At 48.2% G+C, this 9,496-nt stretch carries 8 protein-coding genes; all 8 read right to left on the minus strand.

What is annotated here, in order from left to right:
- Positions 1 to 2,502, minus strand: a 2,502-nt coding sequence (locus I2H19_RS06315; protein ID WP_195622037.1) for an N-acetylmuramoyl-L-alanine amidase, incomplete at its 3' end; no start/stop codon positions are given.
- A 47-nt stretch (positions 2,503 to 2,549) separates the two neighbouring features.
- On the minus strand, positions 2,550 to 3,686 hold the full coding sequence (gene rffA, locus I2H19_RS06320) for a dTDP-4-amino-4,6-dideoxygalactose transaminase (protein ID WP_195622039.1): 1,137 nt from the start codon (positions 3,684 to 3,686) through the stop codon (positions 2,550 to 2,552).
- Positions 3,683 to 3,970: an EamA family transporter gene (locus I2H19_RS06325; protein WP_117583794.1), complete on the minus strand. Its 288-nt coding sequence runs from the start codon at positions 3,968 to 3,970 to the stop codon at positions 3,683 to 3,685. Before I2H19_RS06325 ends, rffA begins: the two co-directional genes overlap by 4 nt.
- 75 nt (positions 3,971 to 4,045) lie before the next feature.
- Positions 4,046 to 4,396, minus strand: a complete 351-nt coding sequence (locus I2H19_RS06330) for an EamA family transporter (RefSeq protein ID WP_117583717.1) — start codon at positions 4,394 to 4,396, stop codon at positions 4,046 to 4,048.
- 3 nt (positions 4,397 to 4,399) lie between these two features.
- On the minus strand, positions 4,400 to 5,548 hold the full coding sequence (locus tag I2H19_RS06335; RefSeq protein WP_195622041.1) for an ATP-grasp domain-containing protein: 1,149 nt from the start codon (positions 5,546 to 5,548) through the stop codon (positions 4,400 to 4,402).
- Between the two features lie 2 nt (positions 5,549 to 5,550).
- On the minus strand, positions 5,551 to 6,573 hold the full coding sequence (locus I2H19_RS06340) for an NAD-dependent epimerase/dehydratase family protein (protein WP_117583719.1): 1,023 nt from the start codon (positions 6,571 to 6,573) through the stop codon (positions 5,551 to 5,553).
- 3 nt (positions 6,574 to 6,576) lie between these two features.
- Entirely contained in the window at positions 6,577 to 7,506 is a 930-nt protein-coding gene (locus tag I2H19_RS06345) for a glycosyltransferase family 2 protein (protein ID WP_117583720.1), read from the minus strand.
- Positions 7,507 to 7,604: 98 nt separating this feature from the next.
- Positions 7,605 to 9,496: fibronectin type III domain-containing protein (locus I2H19_RS06350; RefSeq protein WP_229089812.1), on the minus strand; the 1,892-nt coding region annotated here is incomplete at its 5' end.

The following is a 9,496-nucleotide window of genomic DNA, read 5'->3' on the forward strand; positions in this document are numbered from 1 at the left end:
GCACGCCACGAGGTCGGCGTCGGAGAAGGTCGACCAGGACGATCCGTTCCAGGCCTGGACCAGGAAGCTGTAGGACGTGCCGTTCGAGAGGCCCTTCACGGTGTAGGACTCCTTGGCGCAGTCGAGCGTGTAGGTCTTGTAGCCGGACCCCTGGCGGACGGCGACCGCGTAGCGGGTCGCCCCGGGCACGTGGCCCCAGGAGAGCTCGACCGACCTGTCGCCGGCCTTCGCGGAGACCTTGGGCCTGACGGTGCCCGACGGCGCGGCGGAGCACAGGTAGCCGTCGGCGGTCGAGGACCAGGACCCGTCGACCCGGGCCTGGACCAGGAAGCGGTGGGTCACGCCGTTGGCGAGGTCGGAGACCTTGAAGGAGGTGCCCTTCTCGTCGAGCGTGTAGGTCCTGTAGGAGCCGTCGGCCGTCTTCTCGGCGACGGCGTAGCGCTCGGCGCCGGCGACCGCCTTCCAGGAGACGGTGACCTCCCCGTCGCCGGTCGCCTCGGCATGAGCCTCGGGGGCTCTGGGGTCCGACGGGCGGCACGCCACGAGGTCGGCGTCGGAGAAGGTCGACCAGGACGATCCGTTCCAGGCCTGGACCAGGAAGCTGTAGGACGTGCCGTTCGAGAGGCCCTTCACGGTGTAGGACTCCTTGGCGCAGTCGAGCGTGTAGGTCTTGTAGCCGGACCCCTGGCGGACGGCGACCGCGTAGCGGGTCGCCCCGGGCACGTGGCCCCAGGAGAGCTCGACCGACCTGTCGCCGGCCTTCGCGGAGACCTTGGGCCTGACGGTGCCCGACGGCGCGGCGGAGCACAGGTAGCCGTCGGCGGTCGAGGACCAGGACCCGTCGACCCGGGCCTGGACCAGGAAGCGGTGGGTCACGCCGTTGGCGAGGTCGGAGACCTTGAAGGAGGTGCCCTTCTCGTCGAGCGTGTAGGTCCTGTAGGAGCCGTCGGCCGTCTTCTCGGCGACGGCGTAGCGCTCGGCGCCGGCGACCGCCTTCCAGGAGACGGTGACCTCCCCGTCGCCGGTCGCCTCGGCATGAGCCTCGGGGGAAGGAATCAATTTACAAGTTAAATAATCATCAGACGTATAGGTATTCCAATCACCGTTGGCATACGCTTGAACAAGAAATGTATATGTCTTTCCGTTTTCAAGCCCATCGATTTCATAGGAAGTTCCTGTGCAATCATACGTGTAGGTATTGAAGCTGCCATCGCTCTTGCACAAAGCGATGGCATACTTAGATGCATTGGGGATCGAATCCCAGCTTAACTTGATTTTACCGTCGCGCATCTCGGATACCACCGGATCAGGTTTAGCTACCTTCGAAAGGCCGAACTGATTAGCAATGGCCAGGGCATCTGCCTGACCCATTTTTTTAAGGTATGATTTATTGGCCAAAAGTCCGGCATCATTACGATTGTCGATGAAACCATGTTCAACCAAAACTGCAGGAATGCCATATTGGCGACAATTTCTTATAACAGAAAGACTATCGGCGTTGCTGCCGTCAGGATAATAAAGCTGCGTACCATTTAAATCGTAATAATCATTTTTTGTGCCACGGTTAACGAGACCAACAGATGCAAGTCTATTCAAAACGTCTTGACCCAGAGACTCGCCAAGTTCATTAAATGAAGAATACCAACTAGCTTGCCTCGGAATCCATATTTCCGCTCCGGTACCACCGCCTGAGTTGATGTGAAAACTCATGAACAAAGTGGCATTGTTGTCTCTCGCGATTTGCGCCCGAGCAATGAGCTCGTTTGTAGTGTTGGCAACCCCAGTGACGGAAGCGTCGGAATCACGCGTCATAATAACTCGAACACCAGCATATTTCTGGAGTTCATCGCGGCAATAACGCGCGATTTGTAGTGTAAGATCCTTCTCGCGAAGACCATTGCCGACGGCGCCGGAATCCCAACCGCCATGACCTGCGTCTAAAACAAAGACCCAATTGCGTGCCCGTGCTGAATTTTCCGAAATGACATCAACAGCGGATTCCAACGAATCAAACGAAGCGCCCGTGTCGTCTGTAAACACGGACTCAAGCTGGTCATCAGAGTCACCATCAGACCGCAGCCGATACGGTGCAGACACTTCGCCGACGCTAAACATCTGATCAGAAATATCATCAGGAAAAATACGTGTTGCTCCAGAGGCATACTCCACCTTAAGCAAGGAATAAACGCCAGCGGCAGAAACACTCGAAGAGAAAAGATATGTGTTGTCAGCACTGGAAGTGACATCGAATCGGATAAGGGCTTCAGACGCAGTATTTGCACAATACAGTGCCACAGGCTCATCCGACGGCGTCCCGTCAAAGCCCAAAGCAACTCTTTGCGCATCTCCGAGGTCAACGTGACTCTTCTCGATATAAATAAACGAAAGGTTATCTACATCTGAGCTATCGGCAAAAGCGTTAACAGGATGACCAAGAAAAAGAGAAAGAAGTGACATAGCAAAGATTGCGGTCAACAAATAGCGCTGGATACTCTTTTGCATATACAGTCCTTAAAAGAAAAAGGCGGCCAGAAGCCGCCTTTTAATATCTATCGAGAGGCGTAAAAAGAAAGAACAGCGTCAGCAACATGATGCCTATCGGCATCGCTTAGACCATAGTACATAGGCAACCTGACAAGCCTATTGCTTTCAGAGGTAGTAAACCTGTCTTCCCCGTCAAAACGACCAAACATCTTTCCTGCAGGCGCATCATGCAAAGGAATGTAATGGAAAACAGCTTGGACACCATGATCCTTAAGGTAAGAGATAAAATCACCGCGTTCCTTCAGATCTTTACACTTGATGTAAAACATATGAGCGTTATGTTCGCAGCCTTCAGGAATATAGGGAAGCTCAATCTTGCCGGCATCTGCAAGCGGCTTTAAAGACTCCTGATAAAAATGCCAAGTTGAGAGTCGGTTCTCATTAATTTCATCAGCATGCTCCAGCTGCGCCCAAAGATAGGCCGCATTCATGTCAGAAGGCAGGTAGCTCGACCCACGATCAACCCAAGTGTACTTGTCTACTTGACCCCTAAAAAAGCGCTGACGATTAGTCCCTTTTTCGCGAATAATTTCAGCACGATCACAGTAACGCGAGTCGTTAATAGAAAGCGCGCCACCTTCGCCCATCGAATAGTTCTTAGTTTCATGAAAGCTATAGCAACCAAAATGACCAATAGTGCCGAGAGCCTTACCCTTATAAGAACTCAAAACACCCTGTGCCGCATCTTCAACGACCAACAAGTTGTTGCGCGTAGCGATGTCCATGATTCGATCCATATCACATGCAACGCCAGCATAATGCACAGGAACGACAACCTTGGTTTTATCAGTTATCGCCCTCTCAATGGCATCGGGATCAATATTCATTGTGTCAGGGCACACGTCAACAAACACCAAAGTGGCGCCGACCATTTGAAAAGCCGTAGCAGTAGAAGAGAAAGTGAAGCTAGGCAGAATCACCTCATCACCAGGATGTAGGTCGCATAAGATTGCTGCAAGCTCAAGCGCGCTCGTGCCGCTAGTCGTTAGCAGGATCTTATTGGAATTAAAACGGTTCTCGAGCCATTCGCTACATTTTTTGGTAAAAGGACCATCACCACAAATCTTACGATTGACAGCGCAGGCCTCTCGAACATATTCCATTTCCGTGCCCACATAAGGCGGGAGATTAAAATTGATCATATAGCAGCTCCAAATGAATATAGTCCGATACCAAGCAAAATAAGAAGCAGTGAAATCCACTTCCGCCGAGACATTTTCTCATGAAAAATCGTAATACCGAATATTGTCACATATATGTAGCTGGTGGCTTCCAACAACGGACCCATGGAAAGGGGAATCCCTTTATAAGCAAAAATCGAAAGAAAGGTCGTACAAACGAAAAGGAAGTAAGCGCAAATCACTAGAGGGTTCAGATACTCTCGAACCCTGCTGTCATACGTCTTAAGAGCAGCCTTCTTTAGCATTACTTGAGATATTGCACTAATAAAAACACCGAGGAGAAGGAGCAAGGCATATCGAAAATCCACAGCACTTCCCTCCTAAGCAGCATCGGAATCTGAAGAGGCAAACAAAGCCACGCCAATTAATACAATAATGCCTCCGGCAACCTGAAGAAAGCCAAGCTGCTCCTTAAAGACAATTACACCCCATACCATGCCCCATACAACTGTAACGGCGCGATTGGCATAGGCTGTCGTTAATGGCAGTCGTTTAATAATTTGTTGCCAGCAAATAGCATAAATGCCAAGCAGCATGATAATTCCGGCATAGCAGACACAAAAACCGAAAGATAGAAAAGGATAGCCTGCCGCAAACTTACTTAAGATACCGCTACAGGAATACAAAACCAATAGCAGATGAAGCGCTAAGAAAACGCGTCCATTTTTCAATTTCTATACGCCTCGCTTCGGCAAGTACTTTTCCAAATTATCAATCGAATCTGAAGTCAGGATATAGAAGCCGTATCTGCTGCCGCTATCGACAATTTCATGCTCCATGTCATTGTCCACAGAACTTCGCTCGACCCTCACATTCCTATCGCATTCTGCTTGTCGAAACATCGCTAAGTCTTCGCCATCAAAAATAAATCGAATCATGGCGCATTCAGGATGCTCAGAGACACTCAGGTCGGGCTCACACCCAGTAGCAACAGAAATTACTGCACCCAAGAAATCAACTCCCGTTGAGAGTTCCACGAGATCGCTGCCGATACAGTCGCCACCCATGCGGCTACCAATTTCGACAATACGAATATCCTCATTCTCATTAACCAAAATCTCTGAATGAGAAGCGCCAAATTCAACTCCCAAAGAATCTAGGGCGTGAGAAACAACTTCAATGATTTTGGAACGTAAAGAATCTGAAACGGGTGCAGGCTGTAAGTGACCAGTTTCAATGAAATGCGGAGCTCCAGTTGTGTATTTCCTCGTCAGTGCAAGAAAGTGATGCTCGCCTTTCCAAGAAACAAATTCAACACTAAATTCAATGCCAGTAAAAAACTCTTCAACGACACATGCCTTAGAAAAGGAAACATTGATTGCAGCGCGGACGGCATCCTCAAGTCCTTCTGAAGACTGAAGCTTAGTGATGCAACGACTACCAGACCTGTCAACAGGCTTTACGATTATTGGATAAGTGAGATCTAAACCATCAATATCTGTAAGGTCGGTCACCTGGTAGCTTTTAGGGGAAGGGTCTCCATTTTTGAAAAAGGCTTCACGCATTAAGTGCTTATTTGTGGATACGTCGATGCAGTCAACTGAATTGGCACACAGACCGAGTTTGTCGGCAACCTTAGAAACAGTAATGTTGCCGAGATCCGTACCGATAGAACAAATACCGTCAATACCGATAGAGCTACACTTCTCAGCAATTTGATCGATTTCGGTAATACTAATAGGATAGAAATAGTCAGCAGTGCGCTCGCCAATATCGCCGCATTCCCATGCGAAAACATGCGTTTCGAAGCCAAGTTGTTTGGCCTTAAGAATCAATGGATTTTGAAAATCAGACGCACCGATAATAGCGAGCTTTTTCGACATCTTTACTTCTCCCAATTGGCCGAAGAGTTCTTTTCGAAATCATTCCAGCGGCCGCTTTCCATCTCAGCCTTATAATCGAGCATCATCGAATAATAGTCTCTATAAGCTGGAACAAAGCCGAAATCACGCTCAGCCTTACTCATATCGAACAAAAATGAAGGGGTGTTGTTCTTGAGCTCCGGCCTGTAAACGATTTTCGATTTAGAGCTGTCGCCAAATACCTCGATAACTGCACGAGCCTGATCTTCAAGCTCCAAAGGAACCCCGCTAGTCATGTTATAAAGCCCATGCGTTGAATCGCTTTCCAAAGCCATTCGATATGCCCGAGCAACATCCTTCACATAGATAATGTCTCTTGAGATATGAGGGTCTCCCCATATCTCAAGGTTCTGTCCGGACGCGGCCTTTTCGATCCAGACTTGGATAGCAGACTTGTACGGCTTACCATCAACTAAGATTGTGCCATGAGGCCCAACGCCGTAAACCGGAGGAAAACGGAACACTGCCCCCTGAAGACCATGTTGCTGCGAATAATACTCAATCAAATCGTTGGCAGCATTCTTCGTGATGGTATAGACAGCGTGGTCACCAGTAAAGGAGAAATTCCTGGGCTCATCCTCAGTAATGGCATAGTCCTTTCTCCATGCCCCAGAGACATCACCATAGGTAGTGGCGGAAATTATCTTCTTGATACCATTCGTCCTGCAATACTCGAGCACGTTCACTGTGCCCATAGTGTTCACTCTAACGTAATCGATGGCATTCTCTTCGTTAACCAAATCAGCAGTTGCATTGGCAGGAAGCAAACCAGCTAGAAGAATTACGCCCTCGACGTTATCAGCAGGGAGTTTTGAAAAATCTTCAGGCTTAGTAATATCGAGACTAATAAACTCGGCACCCATGTCTTCAAGGAAAGGACGAAGTCGTTCATTCCTACCGGTAGCAATAACTTGTTTGCCTGATTTGACAAGCTCGTCAACGGTATACATACCGATAAAACTGGTTGCTCCAATAACAATTACCATAGCTTACTCATCCTTTCCATTGCACTCTTTTTCAATCACATACAGAGGTCTATTTTTAACCTCAGTAAAAATATTGCCGACGTACAGTCCAACGATTCCAATTGCAGACAAAATGAGCCCACCCATAAAAAAGATGGAACAAAGAAGGCTAGTCCATCCAACTTGAATTCCCGGAACACAGATTTTCTGAACTATCGCTGCAATTAGAACGAGCAAGGCAACGAAGGACATTGCAAAGCCAACGTTAACCGCAAATTTCAAAGGCTTATTAGACTGGGCGGTAATAAGCTCAAACGCCATATTTAGCTTTTTCCTAAAACTATAGGAAGACTCACCTGCAAAGCGTTCATCGCCAACTATCTCTATCGCAGTTTGTCTAAACCCAAGCCACTTAATAAACATCGTGTATCCACGGTTATGTTCACGCATTGAACAATACTGAGAAATTACCGCGCGACGAGCAATACTGAAGTTGCAAAGTGAAGGATCATAACTACCGTCAGTAAAATACTCATACACTTTATAAAAAGCTCGAGACAACGCCATGGTCAAAGCGCTATCTTTTCGCTCTACCCTTTTTGCAAAGACGACATCGAAGCCCTCCAGAGCTTTATTATAGAGCTGGGGAATGGCCTCCGGCCTATCCTGAAGGTCGCAATCCATTACGACAACCCAATCACCATGGCAACAGTCAAGACCCGCAGTGATTGCACGAATTTGGCCAAAATTACGAGCAAGCTTGATTCCATACACACGTTCATCAGCGTCGCATATCGACTGCACAACAGACCACGAATCATATGGATCGTGGTCGTCAACAAGAACGAGCTCGAAAGACGCCTCCATCTTTTCAAAAACATCAACGATTCGCTTATGCAGTTCGGGCAGCGCCTCTTTACAACCATAAACTGGAATTACAACTGAGAAATCCATAACTAGCCTTAGATTGAGTTTAATAACCTACTCATGATGCATTCGATTAAGCGAACCGTCAAATCATAGTGAAGGCAATCATCAAACGAACGCCGGGCCTATTTGATGAGCACACACTGCTGACGAACCTCACTTTTATTAGCGTTATTAAAACAAGGGCCAATCAGGTTGCCAGGCAAAATTTGGTGCCACATCTTATTGTCATGGGAGTTATCTCCCCAGAAAAATCCAATATGGCAATCGATAGAACCATCTGTTTTAAAGAAAATCACATCGCCCTTCTTAGCCAATCCGCTATTCAACATATCGGCAACTGTGTTGAAGTGATAAACCTTACAGCCAGAGTCAATTGCATAACCATACCAGCGCCACGCATTGATATAGCCGCCGCCGCCGGGCCCCGCACCCCACGGAGTATGGTTGTTGTTGGCTGCGACTGCATCAACGTTTACGCCAAGAGATCTAAATACATGGGCAACAAAACCAGTGCAGTTCATACCGGTGTAGCCCCCGGGCCCTGGAGCGCCGTTAGGGTACAAGCAAGTCTGATATGAAAAGCCACTTGAATATCGAGTACCAAGATAATAGCCATTGTATTGATGGCTCGTCAGCCAATTAACAACGGTTAGGCGCGGAATGCCAAATACAGTGTCATTCGTGCCCGTCGGCTTTACACTAACCAGGTCGCCTTCATCAAAAGGCGACCATACGCCATCGAGATAAGCCTGAACGACAAACTGATAGGTCTGTCCACCGTTTAGTCCTTCAACTCTATACGAATTGCCAGTGCAGTTGTATGTATAAGTTTTATAGCCACTATTCGTCTTTACCGCGATAGCATAACGCGTGGCGCCCGACACCTTACTCCAAGATAGATTTGCACAAAGATCCCCAGCTTTACCAGTTACACGAGGAGTAATTACACCATGTGGAACTGCGTCCACAAGCAGCGCATCACCGTAAGCAGACCAGGCTCCATCTACGTAAGATTGCACAAGAAACCTGTGATTGCGTCCATTCGTAAGGTCGGAAACCGTATAGCTAGTGCTCAAACAATTAGTCGTGAACGTTACATATGAGCCATTCTTATACTCTGCAATCGCGTATCGCGTTGCATTGGGAACAAAGTTCCAAGTAAGCTGTATTTTTCCATCGCCAGGACAAGTGGCCTTAACATTTTGAGGGGAACGAACGTCCTCAAGAACGGCTTCACATAAATATGCGTCCGAGGAAGAGCTCCATCTTCCATTTACAAATGCTTGCACAAGGAAACGATAAGTACTACCGGGATTCAAGCCAGAAACCAGATACGAGGGCTCTTTGACATCAAGAGAATACGTCTTGTAGCTATTTCCAGTCTTAAGAGCAACCGCGTACCTCTCTGCTCCAGGAATCTGATTCCACGAAAGAACGCAGGAGGTCGCCGTAGCTTTCTCTAAATGAGGCTTCGGAGCATTAGGATCTTCGGGAATAGCGGTAACAAGGTCCTTGCTCCCAAAAGGAGACCAGCGGCCATCAATATTAGCTTGAACAATAAATGAATACTTCTGACCATTGGTAAGTCCATTAATGGTGAATTCAGTATTAAGACAGTCATAGGTGACAGTCTTGTATCCTTTATTTGTTTTATATGCAATCGCATATCGTAATGCACCGGCAACTGGATTCCACTTAAGGTCCACCGTCCCATCGCCAACAGCAGAAACGCTAACCTTAGGAGAAATAAGAGAGTACGGCATACAGGTGATGTAGTCAGTATCCTCAAGAGCGGTCAAACGGTCGTAAATCTTTGCCCTAACATAGAACGTATATTCTTCACCGTTTTTCAAACCCTTGATTTCAACGCTAGTTTGATGGGATTTCAATCTATACGACTTACCGTTCGAACACGAAACTACATATTGATTCGCCCCGGGCACGCGGCCCCACGACAGCTCGACGCTGCCGTCGCCGGCGGTCGCCGCGGGCGCGGGCTTGACGGTCCCCTCAG

The sequence above is a fragment of the Collinsella aerofaciens genome, assembly GCF_015560135.1.
GTDB lineage: Bacteria > Actinomycetota > Coriobacteriia > Coriobacteriales > Coriobacteriaceae > Collinsella > Collinsella aerofaciens_AN.